At 64.4% G+C, this 17586-nt stretch carries 15 protein-coding genes and 1 tRNA gene; 7 read left to right on the forward strand and 9 right to left on the reverse strand.

The features are described 5' to 3' along the window. Window positions 1-245: 245 nt before the first annotated feature. A complete protein-coding gene (locus tag GT748_RS01465; RefSeq protein WP_021658387.1) occupies window positions 246-1421 on the reverse strand; it encodes a sporulation protein YqfD in 1176 nt (391 codons plus the stop codon). 21 nt (window positions 1422-1442) lie between these two features. Then, on the reverse strand, window positions 1443-1742 hold the full coding sequence (locus GT748_RS01470; protein WP_021658386.1) for a YabP/YqfC family sporulation protein: 300 nt from the start codon (window positions 1740-1742) through the stop codon (window positions 1443-1445). Between the two features lie 217 nt (window positions 1743-1959). Here GT748_RS01470 and GT748_RS01475 point away from each other — a divergent pair, with 217 nt between their 5' ends. Together GT748_RS01475 and GT748_RS01480 are read left to right on the forward strand one after the other, a co-directional pair. Next, window positions 1960-3057: a hypothetical protein gene (locus tag GT748_RS01475; RefSeq protein ID WP_021658384.1), complete on the forward strand. Its 1098-nt coding sequence runs from the start codon at window positions 1960-1962 to the stop codon at window positions 3055-3057. Between the two features lie 46 nt (window positions 3058-3103). Further along, a complete protein-coding gene (locus GT748_RS01480; protein ID WP_161222301.1) occupies window positions 3104-3322 on the forward strand; it encodes a hypothetical protein in 219 nt (72 codons plus the stop codon). Between the two features lie 1003 nt (window positions 3323-4325). Here GT748_RS01480 and GT748_RS01485 read toward each other — a convergent pair. Both GT748_RS01485 and GT748_RS01490 read right to left on the reverse strand, forming a co-directional pair. Then, complete coding sequence (locus tag GT748_RS01485) at window positions 4326-4679, reverse strand: hypothetical protein (RefSeq protein WP_021658380.1); 354 nt, start codon at window positions 4677-4679, stop codon at window positions 4326-4328. Between the two features lie 39 nt (window positions 4680-4718). Beyond that, window positions 4719-5552: an SGNH/GDSL hydrolase family protein gene (locus GT748_RS01490; protein ID WP_021658379.1), complete on the reverse strand. Its 834-nt coding sequence runs from the start codon at window positions 5550-5552 to the stop codon at window positions 4719-4721. 140 nt (window positions 5553-5692) lie between these two features. Here GT748_RS01490 and GT748_RS01495 point away from each other — a divergent pair. After that, window positions 5693-5768: transfer RNA gene (locus GT748_RS01495), tRNA-Thr, on the forward strand. A 453-nt stretch (window positions 5769-6221) separates the two neighbouring features. Here GT748_RS01495 and GT748_RS01500 read toward each other — a convergent pair. From GT748_RS01500 to GT748_RS01510, 3 genes are all read right to left on the reverse strand, one after another. Then, window positions 6222-6707 (reverse strand): pyridoxamine 5'-phosphate oxidase family protein, encoded by a 486-nt coding sequence (locus GT748_RS01500; RefSeq protein WP_044991939.1) that lies wholly within the window; start codon window positions 6705-6707, stop codon window positions 6222-6224. 5 nt (window positions 6708-6712) lie between these two features. Beyond that, window positions 6713-7825, reverse strand: a complete 1113-nt coding sequence (locus GT748_RS01505) for a nucleoside 2-deoxyribosyltransferase (RefSeq protein ID WP_021658377.1) — start codon at window positions 7823-7825, stop codon at window positions 6713-6715. A 164-nt stretch (window positions 7826-7989) separates the two neighbouring features. Continuing rightward, on the reverse strand, window positions 7990-8529 hold the full coding sequence (locus GT748_RS01510) for a dihydrofolate reductase family protein (protein ID WP_161222302.1): 540 nt from the start codon (window positions 8527-8529) through the stop codon (window positions 7990-7992). A 457-nt stretch (window positions 8530-8986) separates the two neighbouring features. On the opposite strand from GT748_RS01510, the gene ileS reads away from it, so the two are divergent. Beyond that, a complete protein-coding gene (gene ileS / locus GT748_RS01515; protein ID WP_021658375.1) occupies window positions 8987-12100 on the forward strand; it encodes an isoleucine--tRNA ligase in 3114 nt (1037 codons plus the stop codon). A 638-nt stretch (window positions 12101-12738) separates the two neighbouring features. Here the strand turns inward: ileS and GT748_RS01520 are convergent. Further along, window positions 12739-13512: a type III pantothenate kinase gene (locus GT748_RS01520; protein ID WP_021658371.1), complete on the reverse strand. Its 774-nt coding sequence runs from the start codon at window positions 13510-13512 to the stop codon at window positions 12739-12741. A 250-nt stretch (window positions 13513-13762) separates the two neighbouring features. On the opposite strand from GT748_RS01520, the gene GT748_RS01525 reads away from it, so the two are divergent. The 3 genes from GT748_RS01525 (at window position 13763) to GT748_RS01535 (ending at window position 16595) form a co-directional block, all read left to right on the forward strand. Then, entirely contained in the window at window positions 13763-14404 is a 642-nt protein-coding gene (locus tag GT748_RS01525) for a hypothetical protein (protein WP_143161538.1), read from the forward strand. A gap of 288 nt (window positions 14405-14692) precedes the next feature. Then, entirely contained in the window at window positions 14693-15217 is a 525-nt protein-coding gene (locus GT748_RS01530) for an RNA polymerase sigma factor (protein ID WP_021658369.1), read from the forward strand. After that, window positions 15210-16595 carry a hypothetical protein gene (locus GT748_RS01535; RefSeq protein ID WP_021658368.1) on the forward strand — a complete coding sequence of 462 codons (1386 nt, stop codon included), beginning with the start codon at window positions 15210-15212 and terminating at the stop codon, window positions 16593-16595. The genes GT748_RS01530 and GT748_RS01535 overlap by 8 nt, the downstream gene beginning before the upstream one ends. 62 nt (window positions 16596-16657) lie before the next feature. Here the strand turns inward: GT748_RS01535 and GT748_RS01540 are convergent, their stop codons facing one another. Further along, window positions 16658-17578: a putative ABC transporter permease gene (locus GT748_RS01540; protein WP_161213287.1), complete on the reverse strand. Its 921-nt coding sequence runs from the start codon at window positions 17576-17578 to the stop codon at window positions 16658-16660. Window positions 17579-17586: the final 8 nt, after the last annotated feature.

A 17586-nucleotide genomic window follows, 5' to 3' on the forward strand; every position in this document is an offset into this window, starting at 1 on the left:
GGGGAATGGGCGCGCCGCCGCCCCGGGCCCAAAAGAGAGGCGCCCGACACAAGGGAGATTGGGCTCCTTTGCCGCCAAATAGCCCTCTCACGGGCGGATTTTAGAAAATATGGCATAAAAACTGAACGTTTTGTTTGAAATTCTAATAATTGTTCACATATTCCTAGCACATTATATCACACAATTGGGGGTTATAACAGGTTTTTTCTGAAATTTTCAGAAAAAATTCCAAATTTCGTCCCCCGCTACCGCTGCACCGCCTGTTCCTGGGCGATGTCCTGCTCGCAGGTGAGGGTGAAGGTGGCGCGAAAGGCGCCGTCCCCCATCTCGCCGCCGGTCTGGCGGATCTGCACCTCCTTGCCCTGGTAGTGGCTGTCGGCGTACTCCTGGGCGCGGGCCTGGGCCTGCCCGAGGGCCTCCTCCTCGCCCAGTTCCCGGCTGCCCACCTCCACCGGGGTGATGCGCTGGGTGTGCCAGGTGATGGGCAGGGTCAGCCCGAAGAGGGAGAGCTCCTGCCGCTCCACCTCCGAGAGGTAGTCCCCCTCCAACTTGCCGGGGAAAAACAGGGGCACCTTGAAGCCCAAGATCTCCAGCACATGGCGGTTTTTGACCTTCCCCACCGGGGTCTTGACCAGCTCGGTGAGGGGGATCTCAAAGGTGATCTCCTCCTCGGTCTCGGCAAAGACCTGGCCCTGGCTGTGCTTGAAGAGGGCCTTGCCCCAGCGGTCCTCGTAGACCCCGGTGACCAGCAGCTGCCCCTCGGTGACGTACTCCCCCACCTTGACGGTGGCGTTCCCCTCCAGCGCCAGCACCCGGGTGATGCGGCCCTTCTTGGCGGCCACCAGGTTGCAGGGCTGCGAGGCGTCCACCACCGGCAGCTTCTCCCTGACCTCCTTGACCTCCACCACCACGGTGGTGCCCATGTTGCTGATGGAGATGCTCGAGAGGCCGGGCAGCAGCACCATGGTGCGCTCCTCGGCCGACTTGAGGTCGATCTTTTTGATGTTGGCCCCCCGCTTGATCCCCGACTCGGCCACCGCCTGCACGATCTGCTCGCTGCTCACCGCCTCGTTGCCCACCACCTCGATGGTCCAGCACAGCCGGGACATCCACCCCAGAAAGAGGCAGAAGAGGAGGATGCCCAGCACCACCCCCACCCGCTTGCGGTAGCGGTGCAGCCAGAAGGGGGCGCCCCGCTTCTCCTGCACCCGGATGCGCACCCCGGTGGCCCGGGCCAGCCGGTGCATCCGCTTGTAGTCCCCCGCCACGGTGTAGCAGTCAAAGCCGTCCTCCCGCTTCTGGGTGCCCCAGAGGCGCAGGCCGTTTTTGTAGACCAAATTGATGAACCGCTCGCTGAAGATCCCCCGCAGGGTGAACCGGACCGTCCCCAGCAGCCAGCGGATAAATCGAACCAGATACAACCTTCTCTCTCCCCTCTCTTCTCACCGCAGGTACTCGATGCTGACAAACACCCCCTCCACCACCGCGTCGGAGTCGTTCATGCACTTGAGGCTCAGGTCCTCCCCCTCAAATTTCACCGACATCTTCCCCAGGTTGAGGACGATGACGTTCTCGTCGTATTCCAGCACCCCTTTGCAGCCCTCCACCACCGCTTCGGTGTTGCCCAGTATCTCGATGCGGCTGTCGGTCAGGTGGGCGCTCTGGGCCAGTTTCTGTGTATCCACAAGCAGGCGAAAGGGCTTTTTCTCGGCCTTTTTGCCCGCGGGTCTGCGTCTGTTCATGTCGATCCCCTCCCCCTCATATATATTGACAGGCTGCGGCTTTTATTATTGCCCCCCGCCGCCCCCCGCAAAGAGGGGGAGGCGGGGGCGGCCGCAGGGGCGAAAGGAGGGCGGCATCCCCCCTCCCCTTCGCCCCGCCAAAAAAGGCCCTTCCCCGCCCCCTGGGGCGGCGGGGGCAGACACACGAAAAACGAAAAAAGATAAAGGAGCGGATCGAATGGAGCGGATCAAAGCGGGGGCGAGGGACCTCTGGCAGGGCAGCCTCTGTATCCTCCTGCTGTGGGGCATCCTCTTTCGGGGCAGCTACGCCAAGGACGGCATCCTGCGGGGGCTCACCTCCTGCTATCAGGTCATCATCCCCGCCCTCTTCCCCTTTCTGGTGGTCTCCCACCTCATCATGGGCTCCCGCCTCTCCCTGGCGCTGGAGTCCCTCTTCTCCCCCGTCAGCCGCTTCCTCTTTCGCAGCGGTCGGCAGGGCGGGGCCATCTTCTCCATGGCCATGATCGGCGGCTTTCCGGTGGGGCCCAAGCTGCTGCGGGGGGCGGTGGACCGAGGGGAACTGGACCGGGAGGAGGCCCGGCGGCTGGCCCTCTTCTGCGTGGCCCCGGCCCCGGCCTTCGTCATCACCGGGGTCGGGGGCGGGATGTTTCACAGCATGCAGTTGGGGGCGGTCCTCTACCTCTGCTCGGTGCTGGGGGCCGTCCTCACCGGGACCCTCCTCTCCCGCCGGGGGTCCAAAAAAGGGGGGAAGGGGCGCGCCCCCGCCTCCACCCATCAGCCCCGCCGGTTCGAGCCCTTTTCGGCGGTCTTTGTGCAGGCGGTGAGCAGCTCGGTGCAGTCGCTGCTCTCCATCTGCGGCTATGTCATCCTCTTTTCGGCCCTGCTGCAACTGCTGGGCGGCTGTCTCCCCCTGCCCGACGGGGGGAAGGCCCTCCTCTCCGGGCTCCTCGAAATCACCAGCGGCTGCCTCATCGCCGCCGCCCTGCCGGGGCGGCTGGGGCCCTATCTGGCGGCCTTCTTCCTGGGGTTTTGCGGCCTCTCGGCGGTCTGCCAGATGCAGTTTTGCCTGGGCGACCTCGCCTCCATCGGCAAGCTGCTGGGGGCGCGGCTGCTCTGTGGGGGGCTGGTGTTGGGGCTCTTCTCCCTCTTCTTTGAGCTCCTCCCCTCCCCGGCGGCGGACGTCTTTTTCTCCTCCACCCCGCCCCGGCTGGACGGGACGGTCAACGCCCCCCTCACCTCGGTTTTGCTGCTGCTGTTCTGCCTGGCGGCCCTCTTCACCCTCTCCCGCAAGAGCCGGGTGCTGCTGGACAAATAGGCCCCCCCTTGTTACAATAGGTAAAAAGACGAGAGGGGGGAGCGCCGTGTTTCGGCCCAAACTGTTTGGAAAGAAGATCGAGCCCAACTGCATCTACTGCCAGCACGGCAAGGCCGCGCCGGGGGAACAGATGATCCTCTGCATCAAAAAAGGGGTGGTCTCCCCCTACTACTCCTGCAAAAAATTCCTCTACGACCCCCTCAAAAGGGAGCCGCGTCCCCGGCCGCCCCAGCCCCGCTTCTCGCCCGAGGACTTCTCCCTCTAGGTCCGCCCCCGCCCCCATCACGCCGACGGCTCCGCCCCCACCGGGCGCGGGCCGTTTTTTTGTCCCACCGCCGCAGACACGGTCGGGAAGCGGCGCTCCTATCCTCCCTTTTCGTCCTCCCCCCAAATCCCTCCCCCCTGAAAGAGATTGCTCCCCAATCCTGCCGGTGACAAGGACCCGCTTGGAAAATCGCCGCAAAACCGCCCCAAAAAGGGCGCGGACCGCCGTCGAGCGCCGGGAGCAAAAGCCCGCAGACCTCCCCGCAAACAGCAGGCGCCTTTCCCCGCCCGCAGCGCTCCGGGCAGAGAGGGTAGGGAAAGGCAGGGCAAATCCCCCACCCCAAAACGACGGGGCGGGGGACGGCGAGAGGCGCAGGACAGCCCCCGCTCAAAGGGATGTCTCCCCACCGAACCACCCTTTGGATCGCGGGCAGAATGGCTTCCAAAAGAACAGGCGGGGCAAGACAGAGGGGACCGCTCCCGCCGCTTGCCGCCCACCAGTAAGAAGCAGCCAGCCGGCCATCTTCCCCCCTCTGCCCACCAAAAGGCCATAGCGCGAAAAAAGCAGCGATGAATGGGCCGTCCCCCTGGGGCAAAAAGGTGCACCCCCCGCCCTCTTTTCCCCTTCCCATACAAAAGAACACACGGTCGGGAGAACACTGTCGGATAGCCTCCCTCTGCGCCAGAGATGACACTTTCGTCCCCGCCCGTTCCCTCTTTCCCACGGCAAAAGGTCTGCACAGGCGGCCCCTTCCGCGCATTGGCGAGACCGTTCACCCCTCCCTTTTTCCTTCTCCCAGGCAAAGAGAAGCGCTGTCGAGAGAATGTCGATGGGCAGGCACATCCCTCTTCCTCAAAAGAGCACTCCTCCTCTGCCCGCCCCCCTTTCCCCCAGGCAAAAAAGCCACCAGAGAAAAACCGAGCGCCGCCCTCCCTCTCTCCCACGCGCAAAAAGCCCCCGGCCACAGGAGGGCCGAGGGCAAATTTTTAAAACTGTTGGCGCGCTAGAGGGAGATGGTGTCCAAAATCAAAATCAGTGCCAGGATCACCGAAAAGCCGATGCCCAGGATCAGGTGGGCGTTGCGGGTGCGCTTGGAGAGGATGGCTTGAGACAGCAGGGCGATCAGCCCGCAGGCCAGCGCCAGGGCCACCACCATCAAAATCAAATACCACTGCATCGGCCGCAGCGCTCCCACCAGGCGGGACAGGCGGGTGGAAAACGCCATCCCCAACAGGTGGGCGGCGGGGACGATGACGATGGGGATCACCGGCAGGGCGTAGTTGTTGCGGCCGGTGCGCACCTCGATCACGCAGATGGCGCAGACGATAATGATGATGGACCAACATTCAAAGGTCATGGCGATTCCCCTCTCAAACAGGTGTTTCGGTCTGCCGGCTCATCCGGCTGTGTGGGTGAAGATGTAGTCGGCCCAGGCGTCGGCCGCCCCGTCGGCCAGGGTGAGGGAACCGTCCCGCAGCCCCACGGCATAGGCCCCTGAAAGCACCTGGGCGCTGTCCAGCAGATAGACCTCTTTTTCGGCGCAGAGGGCGCTCAGTTGGCGGTTGTACTCCTCCACCTTGGTGTTTTGGTAGTTGGGGTGATCCCCCTGGGTGGCGGCGTCGAAATAGGGCAGGGTCGAGAGGACGATGGTCGCCTTGGGGTGCTGCTGGCGCAGCCGGTCGACAAAGTCGCCCAGGGATTTGACCATGTCCTCGGCCGAGAGCCAGGAGACCCCGTTGGCCCCCACCAGCAGGTAGATCTTGCCCGGATCGGCCGCCTTGATGGCCGCCAGGGCGGTGGCGTCCTCCGCCCCCCCGGAAGAAAAGAGCCGCCCCGACTGGAGCAGGGTGGGGTTGAGCCGCTCGGAGGAGAGGAAGGTGCCGTTTCCCCCAAAGGCCCCCGCCCCGGCCAGTTGGGCGGTGAGTCCGTCGCCCACAAAGACCGCATCTTTAAAGTAGCGGGCCCGCTGGGCGTCCCGCAGGGGGAGCAGGGGGGCAAACCCCTCCTCTCCCCCCACGGCGGTGGAAGCGCTGGAGCTGCCGTCCTGCCGGTAGGCGTTGGCCTCGCCCTGTTTGGGGTTTTTCTGCCCCTCCCCCCGAGGCCAGAGAAGGGCGGCCAGGCAGACACAGAGAAACGCCCCCAAAGAGAGGACCAGCGCGCGCCGGGCGCGCCCACCCTTGGGGACGATATGCACTTGAGGGGTCGAAAAGAGCTTGGATCGTCTGCGCATGGGGCCCTCCACTCAACTGGAAATGGTTGGTCTGACATGCTTATTATATACGATTGCTCTCCATTTTTAAACCCCTGCCCCTTGACGAAAGCAAAAAAATACGCGATAATAGAGAGCGCCGACTTCGGCCGGCAAACGACGCTACTGTGGCTCAGTTGGTAGAGCAGCGCACTCGTAATGCGCAGGCCGCCGGTTCGAGTCCGGCCAGTAGCTCCAGCGGCAAGCTGCCGCACCCAAGTCGCACACCTCACTTTGTGGGGTGTGTTTTCTTTTGCACCTGCGCCGGAACAGACATCTATTTGTCCGCGCTTCCCAGCAGGCTGGGCCTGCACCCAAGACGCGCACCTCACTTTGTGGGGTGCGCTTTGCTTTGCACCCATGTTTTGGTTTGGCAGCCTTTTGTCCACGCTCCCCGGCGGCCAGCCACCGCTCCCAAGGTACACCTCCCTTCTGTGGGGTGCGTCTTGTTTTCCGCCCACCATCTATTGCTCGGTAGTACAAATCCATGTCGGAACAAGAGCCGCTCTGCTCCGACTTCTTTGTTCCTCCAGTCAAAACAGGACACGTTCTTCCGCCTTTGCGCAGGAGCGCGCTCACGCTGTGACAACCACCACTGTTTAATAGAAAAAAAGGAGCAACTCTTGCCGCTCCTTTTCTCCATTTATCGCCTCAGCGCCCTTCCACCAGCTCGATGGCTTCCTTCCCGCTCAGCCGCTCGATGCGCAGTTCCACCGCGCAGACCTGGTCGAAGAGCCGCTCGATCTCCCGCCGGCGGCCCTCCGGCTGCTGGGGGGAGTACTTGGCCGCCAGCCGTTCCAGGGCGGCCCGCTTCTCCCCCTCCTCCCGCAGCACCCGCGCCCTGCCAAAGGCGATGGCGCTGCGAAAATAGGTGGTGTACTCCTGGGGCACCACCCGGTCCTGGTCGATGACGCAGAAGGAGACCCGCTCCTCCCTGGCAATGGCGTCCAGCTTCTGCCCGACCGGGGCGCAGTGAAAGTAGATCCGCTCCCCGTCAAAGACATAGCTCAGGGGCACGGCATAGGGGTAGCCGTCCTCCCCCGCCACCGCCAGCACCCCGGAGGTCCCCCGGCGCAAAACAGCCTCACAGCCCTCTCTGGAAAGGGCCTGCCGCTGTCGGCGCATCTCTCGGGCCACCCCGTCTACTCCCCTCTCTTCAGCCGCTCGGTATCCTCTTCCACCTTCAGGATGGCGTCTTTAAAGCCGCCCACCACCACCGTCATGTTGGAGGCGATGATAGAGGCCAGGGGCTGGCCGCAGTTCTCCACCCGGTACCCCTCGATGTCCCGGTAGATGCCGTCCTCCCCCAGGTTGCAGGGCACCTTTTCTATGAGCTCCCGCCCGTCCGAGAGGAAGCAGTAGCAGCGGTAGCCCAGGCCAAAGCTCATCCCGCTCTCGAAGACGGTGCCGCTGTCGGGCTCGTGGCCGTGATAGGGGTTGAGGTTGGCGATGACCATGTTGCTGTTGCGGATGTGCAGCTGGTCGCGGTCAAAGTAGAAGGCCGAGCGGGTGTAGACGTCGCTCATGTCCTCGGGCTCCTTAAGGCCGGGCGCCTCGTCGGGGGGGAAGATGCCCTCCACCCCGTGGTCCAGAGCAAAGGCCTTCATCCGGTCGCCCACCTCCCTGGCGTTTAAAAGGAAGCACTCGAACCCGGCCAGGTAGGCCCGGGGCAGCTCCCCCAGGGGCCAGGTGGACTTGGCGCGCAGGTCCTGCCGGGGGACGATGCGCTGGCCGCGGTCCTTGGCCTCTTCGATCAAGTCCATGACAATGGTCTTGAGGCAGGCCTCAAAATCGCCCTCCACGATCTTTGAGGGGACCATGTACATCAGGTTGCCGGCGGTGTGGGCGGTGGCGTAGCCCATCCCATGCTCGTCGAGGATCTTCCCGTCGGGACAGAGCTGGCCCACCGGGTAGCGGTGGATCACGTCCCGCCGGTCGCGGGTGAAGCTGTATAGTTTTTTGCCCCGGGCAAAGCCGACCCCCAGCTCAAAGATGGTGCCGCTCTCCGGCTCGCCGCCGCGAAAGAAGTTCACGTCCCCCACCACGATGTCGCAGTCGTCCAGGTAGTCGGGGGTGAGCTTGCGCAGGGGCTGCTTGCCGGTGGCCGGGTCGCAGTCGTCAAAGCCCATCTTCTCCTTGATGTTGGTGACCTCAAAGCCGTATTCCTCGGCCAGGTATTTCATGGTGAGCAGCTGGTGCTCGCCCCCGGGGTAAAAGCACTGGGGGCCGGTGATGTACAGGCGGGGTCTTCTCATAAAAAATGCCTCCCTTGTTTTCGTCCGCCCGCCGCGGCGGGCCGTCTCGTCGTCCAGTCCCAGAGTAACAGCCCGGCTGTCCCCCTGTCAATTGACGGCCCCGCCAATATCAAAACGGTTTTTTCGACAGAGTGCCGAAATGGGGCCCCATTTTTTGTCATCCCCTATAAAAGAGCTGCCTCTCCCCGCCGCTCGTACACCAGGTCGACGATCCCGTTGTACCGTTCGGCCGACACCAGCCGCAGCGGGCGCTCGCCCCCCAGCCCGCCAAAGAGAGAAAGCCCCACCCCCAGCAAGCTCGGCAGCACCGAGAGGTGGTAGCGGTCGATGCAGTCCGCCGCCGCCAACCGGCGGGCCAGCTCCGCTCCGCCGCAGACCCAGATGTCCCCCTCCCTCCCGCCGCCGCTCGATCGGCCGGTCCGGGGGGCCGTCGACAAAGGTCGCCTCTCCCCGCTTTGCCGGCGGGTGAGCACGAAGGACTCCTTCTCCGGGTAGGGCCACCGCCCGGGGGAGAGCTCCTCCGCGATTTGGCGGTGGGTGCGGCCCCCCCCTCGCCACTGCGCCCACCCCTCTGTAAAAATCGGGGTCGCTGTCCCTGCACCCGGGCTGCGACCCGTCCCCGCCATCCAGCCCGCCCCTCCGGCCCGGTCGGCGATAGACCCGTCCAAGCGCATGCCGGTGTAGAGGACCGCCCGTCTGTTCACGTCGTCTCCCCCTTTTTTGGCCCCTGTGGGCCCCCGTTTCATGGATTTTAGCCATCCAAACAAAAAATCACCGCCTTTTTCCCCTTTTTTCACAAAAGGGGTTTGACGTTTTTGCCCCGCTGTATTACAATGTAGGAGAAATAGCCAAAGACGATGATAGAGACAGTACGTTTGAAACAAACGCCACAGCGAGCCGGGGGGAGTGGGAGCCCGGCGCCAGTCGTTTCTCTCGGAACATCCCTCTAGAGTTGCAAGCTGAAAGGGCGACCGAGTAGGCTTCGCCGGTTTTCCGCCGTTATCGGGAACGCATATGTTGGTATGTTGCAATAGGTGGTACAGCGAAGCGCATTCGGCCTTCGTCCTGTTTTGCAGGGCGGGGGCTTTTTTGTCGGTTTGCGCGTTTCCATAGATTCACCTTTCGCAGCGCACGAAAGAAAGCATTGGAGGTTTTGGAAAGATGTACAACAAGGTGCCCACAGATCTCAACTTTGTGGAGCGGGAGAAGGACGTCGAGCAGTTCTGGGAAAGAGAACACATCTTTGAAAAGAGCATCGACAGCCGCAAGGAGGGCGAGACCTACACCTTCTACGACGGCCCCCCCACCGCCAACGGCAAGCCCCACATCGGCCACGTGCTGACCCGGGTCATCAAGGACATGATCCCCCGCTACCGCACCATGAAGGGCTACATGGTCCCCCGCAAGGCCGGCTGGGACACCCACGGCCTGCCGGTGGAGCTGGAGGTGGAAAAGGAGCTGGGCCTGGACGGCAAGGAGCAGATCGAGGAGTACGGCCTCGAGCCCTTCCTCAAGCGCTGCAAGGAGAGCGTCTGGAAGTACAAGGGGATGTGGGAGGACTTCTCCGCCACCGTCGGCTTCTGGGCCGACATGGAGCACCCCTACGTCACCTACGACAACAACTTCATCGAGTCCGAGTGGTGGGCCCTCAAGCAGATTTGGGAGAAGGGGCTGCTCTACAAGGGCTTCAAGATCGTCCCCTACTGCCCCCGCTGCGGCACCCCCCTCTCCTCCCACGAGGTGGCCCAGGGCTACAAAGACGTGAAGGAGCGCTCGGCCATCGCCAAGTTCAAGGCCAAGGGGGAGGACGCCTATATCCTGGCCTGGACCACCACCCCCTGGACCCTCCCCTCCAACGTGGCCCTCTGCGTCCACCCCGACGAGGACTACGTCAAGGTGGAGAGCGGGGGGGAGCGCTACTACCTGGCCGCCGCCCTCTGCGAGAGCGTGCTGGGCGAGCAGGGCTACACCGTGCTCGAGCACTTCACCGGCCGGGAGCTGGAGTACAAGGAGTACGAGCCCCTCTTTGATTTTGTGCAGCCCAAAGAGAAGTGCTGGTACGTCACCTGTGACGGCTACGTCACCCTCACCGACGGCACCGGCATCGTCCACATCGCCCCCGCCTTCGGCGAGGACGACGCCAACGTGGGCCGCAAGTACGGCCTGCCCTTTGTGCAGCTGGTGGACGGCAAGGGCCAGATGACCAAGGAGACCCTCTGGGCGGGGATGTTCTGCAAGGACGCCGACAAAGAGGTCCTCAAAAACCTGGAGGAGCGGGGCCTTCTCTTCTCCGCCCCCACCTTTGAGCACAGCTATCCCCACTGCTGGCGCTGCGACACCCCTCTCATCTACTACGCCCGCGACTCCTGGTTCATCAAGATGACCGCCGTCAAGGACGACTTGATCCGCAACAACGACACCATCAACTGGATCCCCGAGTCCATCGGCAAGGGCCGCTTCGGCGACTGGCTGGAAAACGTGCAGGACTGGGGCATCAGCCGCAACCGCTACTGGGGCACCCCCCTCAACATCTGGGAGTGCGAGTGCGGCCACCGGCACGCCGTCGGCAGCATCGAGGAGCTGCGGAGTCTCTCCCCCAACTGCCCGGAGGACATCGAGCTGCACCGCCCCTATATCGACGCGGTCACCATCACCTGCCCCCACTGCGGCAAGCAGATGAAGCGGGTGCCCGAGGTCATCGACTGCTGGTTCGACTCCGGCTCCATGCCCTTTGCCCAGCACCACTACCCGTTTGAGAACAAGGAGCTGTTCGAGCAGCAGTTCCCCGCCGACTTCATCTCCGAGGCGGTGGACCAGACCCGCGGGTGGTTCTACTCCCTGCTGGCCATCTCCACCCTGGTGTTCAACAAGGCCCCCTACAAAAACGTCATCGTCCTGGGCCATGTGCAGGATGAAAACGGCCAGAAGATGTCCAAGTCCAAGGGCAACGCGGTGGACCCCTTCGACGCGCTGGAGACCTACGGGGCCGACGCCATCCGCTGGTACTTCTACGCAAACTCCGCCCCCTGGCTGCCCAACCGCTTCCACGGCAAGGCCGTGCGGGAGGGACAGCGCAAGTTCATGGGCACCCTCTGGAACACCTACGCCTTCTTCGTCCTCTACGCCGACATCGACCGGTTCGACCCCACCCAGCACAAGCTGGAGCCCGAAAAGCTCTCGGTGATGGACCGCTGGCTGCTCTCCAAACTCAACACCATGATCCGCACCGTGGACGAGAGCCTGCAAAACTACCGCATCCCCGAGGCCGCCCGCGCCCTGCAGGAGTTTGTGGACGACATGAGCAACTGGTATGTCCGCCGCAGCAGGGAGCGCTTCTGGGCCGTGGGGATGGGGCAGGACAAGGTGAACGCCTACATGACCCTCTACACCGCCCTGGTGAACTGCTGCAAGGCGGCCGCCCCCATGGTCCCCTTCATCACCGAGGAGATCTACCAAAACCTGGTGCGCACCGTGGACCGCTCGGCCCCCGAAAGCATCCACCTCTGCGACTTCCCGGCGGTGGACGGCTCCCTCATCGACAGCGAGTTGGAGCGCAACATGGACCTGGTGCTGCAGATCGTGGTGCTGGGCCGCTCGGCCCGCAACGGCGCCGCCATCAAAAACCGGCAGCCCCTGCAAAACATGTTCGTGCAGGCCCCGGCCGCGCTGGAGGAGTACTACCGCCAGATCGTGGAGGAGGAGCTCAACTTGAAGGCCGTCACCTTTGTGGAGGACGCCAGCCGTTTCACCTCCTACACCTTCAAGCCCCAGCTCAAGACCCTGGGCCCCAAATACGGCAAGAAGCTGGGCGAGATCCGCACCGCCCTGGCCGGGCTGGACGGCTCCGCCGCCAAGGCCGAGCTGGACGCCAATGGCGAGCTGAAGCTGGCCCTGGCCGACGGAGAGGTCGCCCTCACCGCCGATGACCTGCTCATCGAGACCAAGCAGACCGAGGGCTTTTATACCGTGCAGGACGGCGGCATCACCGTGGCCATCGACACCGCCCTCACCCCCGCACTCATCGAGGAGGGGTATGTGAGAGAGCTGGTGAGCAAGCTGCAGACCATGCGCAAAGAGGCCGACTTCAACGTGATGGACCACATCACCGTCACCCTGAAGGGCAGCGAGAAGCTGGCCGACATCGCCCGCAAAAACTGGGACGAGATCGCCTCCGACGTGCTGGCCGACGGCTTTGCCTGCGGCGAGCCCGAGGGGTACGCCAAGTCCTGGGACATCAACGGCGAGGCGGTGGAATTGGGCGTGAAGCGGGTCTAGTCCCCTTCCCCCACCCACCTTGCCACCGAGAGAGGGGCGCTGCCTGCGGGCGGCGCCCCTCTTCCCGTCTCAGCCCTCTCCCCCCCGGACAATGTGGGAGAGGGGGCCTTCGCCGCCATGCGTCTCGCCCGCCTTCCCCTCTGCCCGCTCGAAAGGACTTCGGGCGGCCGCTTCGGCCGCGCGAGGGGGTCTCCCATTTCTTTGTCCCCGCCCATCCCCCCTCGCCCAGCGCCTTCTATCCTCGCTCTTTCCCCTGCCTCTGCCCCGGCAGCCGCCTTCCCCGGCCACCGCCCGCCGACGCGCGGGTGAAGACGGGATATTCGGCAGCGGTCAGACCGTCTCGGGGATGGTCCCCCCTCCCCTCGCTCACAGCGCCTTCAAAAGGTCAGCCGGAGGCATCTCCCCGGCGGCCTGGCCAGCAGCAATTTATCACCGGGCAGGTCCTCGGGCACCTTCGGCGCCATTGCGGCGGGGAGATGACCGGCGCCCCCTCTTCCTGCCCGGGCGTTCTGCATCCTGGGGGGCAAACCGCCCTTCTGGCAGATGGCCCCACCGCCCGGCCCTCACATCGGCACCAACCAAAAAAGGCGCTGCGGACAAATCTCCGCAGCGCCTTTTTGCTCGGCAGGCAGGGCCTTCTACGCCCCCGCCTTCCGGCGGTCGTAGAGGACCTTGATGCCGTCGAGGATCAGGGTCTTGTCGATGGCGGTGAACCCCCGGTAGGCCTGGCTCACCGTTTTGGCCAGCCCGCCGGTGGCCACCACCCGGGCCTTCTGCCCCAACTGTTCCTCCAACTTCTGGACGATGTTGTCCACCGCGCCGGCATAGCCGTAGATGATGCCGCTCTGCATGCTGGCGACGGTGGAGGTGCCGATGGCCTGCTCGGGGGGGACGATCTCCACCCGGGGCAGCTTGGCCGCCCGCTCCACCAGGGCGTCCATCGAGACCTTGAGCCCGGGGAAGATGGCCCCCCCCAGGTAGGCCCCGTCGGAAGTGACCACGTCGAAGGTGGTGGCGGTGCCGAAATCCACCACGATGAGGGGGCCGCCGTATTTGTGGTAGGCGGCCACCGCGGTCACCAGCCGGTCGGCCCCCACCTCGCCAGGGTTGCCGTAGCGGTTATCGATCTCCACCGGCAGGTTCTCCCCCACCAGCAGGGGGGGCTTGTCGAAGTACTTTTTGATGGAGTTGATGACGGTGTAGTTGAGCTGGGGGACCACCGAGCTGATGACGATGTCCTCCACCCGGTGCCGGTCGAGCCCCCGCAGGAAGAAAAACTGGGTCACAAAGAGGCCCAGCTCGTCGGAGGTGACGGCCTTGTTGGTGGAGAGGCGGAAGGTGTGCGCCAACTTCTCCCCCTCGAAGATGCCAAACTCCATGTTGGTGTTGCCGATGTCCACGACCAAGAGCATACGTCAGATCCCCCTGCTGTTTCGGTGTTGAAAGCCCTTTTAGTGTACGGCAAAACCGGCTGTCCGTCAAGAAAAAAGAGGGGGCTGGGCCACCCCCTTCCCCGCCGCGTCCGTCGTCCTGTACAGATTGTAACTGGATTGTATCCATTTTTTAACCACTTGTTACCTTTTGCCCCCTTTTTGTGGTGCTATAATGAAGATAAAGGAAGGGCCCGGCCTTTTGGCCCCCTTTGCGAAAGGAGTGATGGAGGTGACGCGCAGACACCAAACCGTTTGGAGGAGCGGGCTGGCCGCCGCCCTGGCGGCCTGGATGGCCCTGGCCCTGACCGGCTGCGGCCAAAAGGAAGTCACCGGCAAACTGGACGAGACCGCCAAGGACGCCGGCAGCGCTCAGGTGCGCATCGACGGGGCGGAGATCGCCTTCAAGAGCACCATCCTGCTGGAGGTGCAGGAGCAGGGGTACGACCTCTCCACCTCCCCCGACTTCACCCAGCCCCTGAGCGAAGAGGACCGGATGGATGCCGGCGGCGCCCTGCTGCCGGTCTACATGGGCAGGGACGGCCAGGTGGTGGCCCGGCTGGGCTGCGCCAACACCGGCAACGGCGAACTGCCCACCCTGGAAGCGCGGGTCAAGAGCTTTGAGGTCTTTTACGGCCCCTGTCCCGCCGACGTAGAGGCGCCGCAGAACGCCAAACCCCGGGTGGCGATCGGCGGGGTCGACTTCACCGGGCAGGATGCCGAGGAGGTGGCGTCCCTGCTGGAAGAAAAGGCCGGCTCCGTGACCAGCGGAGAGGGCCCATCCCCCAGCCAGTACACCGTTGGCGGGTGTATGTACACCTTCTCCTTTACCGCCGGCGGGGCGGTCAACCGGGTCTGGGTGCAGGGCCTCTAGTTTCCCCGCCGCACGGGCGGGCGCTCCAAGCGAGAGCGCCCGCCCTCTTTTTCCCCCTTCCCCCTTGCCTTTGCCCTCCCCCTTGCCTTTGCCCTCCCCCTTTCCTTTGCCTTCTCCCTTTCCTTCGCCCTCTCCCTTGCCCTCGCTCTCGCCCCTGCCCTCACCCTTGCCCTCGCCCCCTTTTCTGCAAAAAAATACAGCGCCGCCGTAACGATCCCCCTCTCCCGGCGGTACTATTGGGTGAAAAGGCCTTTTTAAAACAAAAAAACAGAAGGAGGGCCCTGCGAGATGGATACCAGTCAAGCCCTGTGCGAGCAGGCCCAGCAGCACCAGCGCTTTTTCCGGCAGTACCAGCGCCTGGCCTACACGGTGGCCCTGCGCATCCTAAAGGACGCCAGGGACGCCGAAGAGGTGGCCAGCGACGCCATGGCCCGGGTCCTGCGCGCGCCCGAAAAGTACGACAGCAGCCGGGGCAGCATGAAGAGCTATGTGGCCCTCATCGCCCGCAGCCAGGCGCTGGGCCGCCTTGCCGCCCGCAGGGACGAGGTGCCGGTGGCCGCGCCGGAGGGGCCGTCCGCCCCCGACTGGGCCGCCTCGCTGGAACTGCGCGAGCGGCTGAACGGGGCGGTGCTGGCCCTGAACGAGCCGGAGAAGCAGCTGTTTGCCATGCGCTTTGTCTACGGCTACTCCACCCGGGAGATGGCCCGTTTCTTCGGCATCAGCCAGAACGCCGTCACCACCCGGGTATCGCGGCTGCGGGACAAACTGAAACCACTGTTGGAGGAACGAGAGGGGGAGCACACCCATGAATGAAGAGAGATTTGACAGACGGCTGGCCGACCTGCTGGACGAGGAGACCCTCCTCGCCGTCAGCGGCAGCCTGTTTGACGCAAAGCCGCCCCGGCGGCGGGTCTGGCGCAGGGGCGCGGCCGTTGCCGCCGCCTTTGTGCTGCTGTTGGGGGCCGTCAACTACCAGAGCGTGGTGGCCTTTGCGCAGCGGGCCTACCGCTACTTTGTCTCCGGCGAGAGCTGGGTGATGGAGACCCCGCCGGCAAGCTACCGCCTCTGCGTCGACCCGGTGGAGGCGCCCGACGGCAGCGGCGGCACCTACCGGCTGCTCCAGGCGGTGCAGAAGGAGGACGGCACCCTCTGGCTCTCCCTGGAACACCTGCCGTCCAGAGAGGTAAAAGCCGAACTCAGCGAGGGGGCGGAGGACGTCTGGAACCAGTACCTGACCACCCTCAAGGCCACCCTGCAAGTCGGGGAAACATCTTACCCCCTCACCTACCTGCCGGAACACCTGGGGGCCTCCAGTCCCCACCGGTCCGGGGAGGAGGACGCGCTGACAAACTTCACCGTCTCCTTTGCCTTCTCCTGCAAGGTGGAGGGAGAGGCGGACGAGATCGCCCTGCAAATTGGGGACAGCCGGTTGCGCACCGCCCTGCAGCCCGCCGTCGCCGTGAGCGCCGAGGAGATCTCCTACGAGGGGAGCGACAAGCTCTCCTTCCAACTGATGCAGTTGACCGAAAAGGGGGACGCCATTGCCCTGATCCCGACTGTCAAGGGGCTGTCGGCGGAAACCTGCTCGGTAAACTTTGGCATCACCTGGTTCTCGGTGGAGGACAGCGAGGGCAACCGAGTGGACAGCACGGCCTACGCCCGCCCCCTGATCGGGGACGACGGCGCCTTCCTCTACCGGCCCGAAGAGCCGCTGGCCGAGGGGGCGCGCGTCCACACATTCTCCTTCAACAGCCTCGACCTGTACATCGGCCGGGAAATGCCGTCCCGCTCCCCCGAGGAGCTGCCCACCAAAGAGGACTGCCTGGAGATCGCGATCCCCGCCGAGGGAAAGGCGGCCACGGTGAACAAGACCTTTGACCTCTGCGGCGTGCCGGTGACGGTAGAGCAGATCCAGCAGAACGACACGGGCCATATCCAGGTGACCCTCTCCACCGACACCCCCTACGGCGACATCCGCAGCCTCTGCGCCTTTGACCTGGGGGAGGAGGGCAAGTTGCCGGAAGACGGGGCCCCCTACTACGCCTGCTTCTTCGATGACAGCCAATCCCATCTGGGCAAGGGGCACATCGACCTCACTTTCAACGCAAACGAGTGCGGCGACAGCCTCTTCCTCTATCTAAACAGCGCTGTCATCCGCAGCCCCGGCGGCGGGACCTACACCCCCCAGTGACCCCTGTCCGCACACAAGAGAGGGCCCCCGGCCAAATTGGCCGGGGGCCCTCTTTTCTCTCTCTAGTCGTCGTCCCGGTGGGCGGAGACCCGCTTTTCAATGTCCTCCTTGAGGCGCTGGGCGCCCTCTTCGGTGCGCTGCTGCAGCCCTTCCAGCCAGCTCTCCCAGGTCGAGCGGTGGGCGCGCAGGCTCTCCTTGATCTGCTGCAGGTGGCTCTCATAGCGGGTGGAGCGCATGTTGGGGAAGGCCTTGGTCAGCCGCCGCTGAAAGAGGCGGTGGCGCTGGGACTCCTCCCTGTACTTTTGCAGCAGCTCCCTCACCCGCAGGCGGGCGTCGTCGGCCTTGGCGGAGTGGGCCTCCTCCAGCAGCCGGTCGAGGCGGGCCTTGATCCCCTCGCCGTTGTACCAGCCGGCGGCGTCCAGCCGTGCCTTCATCTCCTCGGCCAGGGCGTTGAGGGCCTGCAACTGCCGGTTGATGCCCAGGGCGGCGCGGACCGACACGATCAGGTCGGCGGCAAAGACCGCCAGCAGCACCAGGGTGACCGTCAGCTTGGCCCAGGGGGGGATGCGGTCAAACAGCCGCTCCACCGCCGGGTGCAGCAGGTAGAGCATGGCCACCGCCATCACCCCGAAGAGGAGGGAGTTGCGCAGACAGACCCGGCCGTTCAGGTTGAACCGGCGCGCCGAGTAGTCCCACCACTTGGCGGAGAAGAGCTTCTCCATCACATAGCTGGTCAGGTATTCCAGGGCGCTGGTGAGCACCATCCCCAGCACAAAGACCGCCACCGGGCTCTGCTGCACCGGCCGCAGCAGCAGCACGACGCCCAGGGCCCCAAAGCCGTAGATGGGGCAGACCGGCCCGTTGAGAAAGCCCCTGTCCGCCAGCTTGCGCTGGCCGATGGAGCAGTAGACCGTCTCGCAGAGCCAGCCCACAAAGCTGTAAAAAACCAGGTATAAAAACCAGGTGCAAAGGGTGGTGACCATCTTCACTC

Origin of the sequence: Bittarella massiliensis (ex Durand et al. 2017), assembly GCF_009876955.1 — a bacterium.
Taxonomy (GTDB): Bacteria; Bacillota; Clostridia; order Oscillospirales; family Ruminococcaceae; genus Bittarella; species Bittarella massiliensis.